This is a genomic window from Bradyrhizobium sp. Kon58 (assembly GCF_055807455.1).
Map to the genome: position 1 here is coordinate 1 of NZ_JBVVOT010000084.1, position 1,299 is coordinate 1,299.

The 1,299-nt window shown below is 60.4% G+C and carries 1 protein-coding gene; it reads right to left on the minus strand.

Translation table 11 applies throughout. The features are described 5' to 3' along the window. Window positions 1-34 precede the first annotated feature (34 nt). Window positions 35-1,219, minus strand: a complete 1,185-nt coding sequence (locus tag AC0L20_RS39500; RefSeq protein WP_473295587.1) for an integrase core domain-containing protein — start codon at window positions 1,217-1,219, stop codon at window positions 35-37. Window positions 1,220-1,299 lie beyond the last annotated feature (80 nt).

The following is a 1,299-nucleotide window of genomic DNA, read 5'->3' on the forward strand; positions in this document are numbered from 1 at the left end:
TGTCCGGCCCGAAGACATGGGTAACGGAACGTACCTAAGACATAGGTGACAGCCTCGTGCCGAACGGGTTGTCGAGAGGTTGCAGGGTTTTCTGCTCCAGGTCGAAGTATCCCAGATCATAATGCATGAAGCTGACGAGCCAAATGCCCTCGTCGACCTCTTTGATGCCGAGCTTTTGGCCCGCCAGCACGGTTGAGATGTTGACCCGCTTGCGATGCAGGCAAAGGCGGCCGCACGCGGTTACAAGAACCTCGCGATCGTGGAACGGATAGGTCAGCTCCGGCAGGCCGGCATAGGAACGCGCTGAGGCGACGTAGAGCTCGGCAGGGCATTTCATGTCGAGGGCCTCGTGCGGGCGTTCGGAGTTGAACTCGCGAACGAAGGCATCGAAGCGTTCCTGCTGCTGCAAGCTATTGCCGCCCGGTGGCCGGGTGGTTTCCTTTTTGAGGGTGAGGTGCATGCGCTCATGACGTCCGTTCTGTTGCGGGTGACCCGGCTTGATGCGTTCGATTGCAATACCAAGTCGGAGCCACCACACCGAGAGCTTGGAGAGGTTGAACAAGGCGTTGGGACTGGCGAAGGGCACGCCGTTGTCGGAGCGAATGGCGAGCGGCAGGCCGCGCTCGAGGAACAAACGCTCGAAGGCAGTAATTACGGGGTCTTCACGCGTTGAATCGAGCGCTTCGCACAACAACAGGAAGCGCGAGGCATGATCGGTAACGGTGAGCGGGTAGCAGTAGCGGCCATTGCCGAGCTTGAACTCGCCCTTGAAGTCGGTGCACCACAAATCATTGGGTCCGATACCCGTGGACAGCGGCGTGCCGCGCGCGCGGTGGCGCGGCCCGCCGCCACGCTTGACCAGGCCATGGCGATCGAGCACCGCATGGATGGTGCTTTTGGCCGGAATCCTGACATCGCCATCGAGCCGCCGGACCAGCAATTCGCGGATCTTGCGCGCGCCCCAGTGCGGTTTCTCGGCCTTGAGGCGGACAATCAGGCCCTCGATTTGCTCTGGGAGCTGATTGGCATAGCGTACCGGCCGCCTGGACCGATCGCTCAGGGCGGCCAGCCCATACTCTTTGTAGCGATCGAAAATCTTGTAGCCGGTCTTTCGGGATACACCGAACTCCCGGCACACATCCGTCATGGCTTCCCCATCCAGAAGCCTGGCCACAAAGCGAAGGCGTTCTTCCATGACCGAACTCGCTTTCCACGGCATCCACACCTCCCGCAGAACAAAAGCGGAAAGTGTAACCCATGTGTCCGGTACGTTTTGTCACCTATGTCTCGGGCCGCTCA

Bases quoted from the DNA above. Each gene is read 5' to 3' on its own strand.
- AC0L20_RS39500 (WP_473295587.1), bottom strand. From the start codon at position 1,219: ATGCCGTGGAAAGCGAGTTCGGTCATGGAAGAACGCCTTCGCTTTGTG.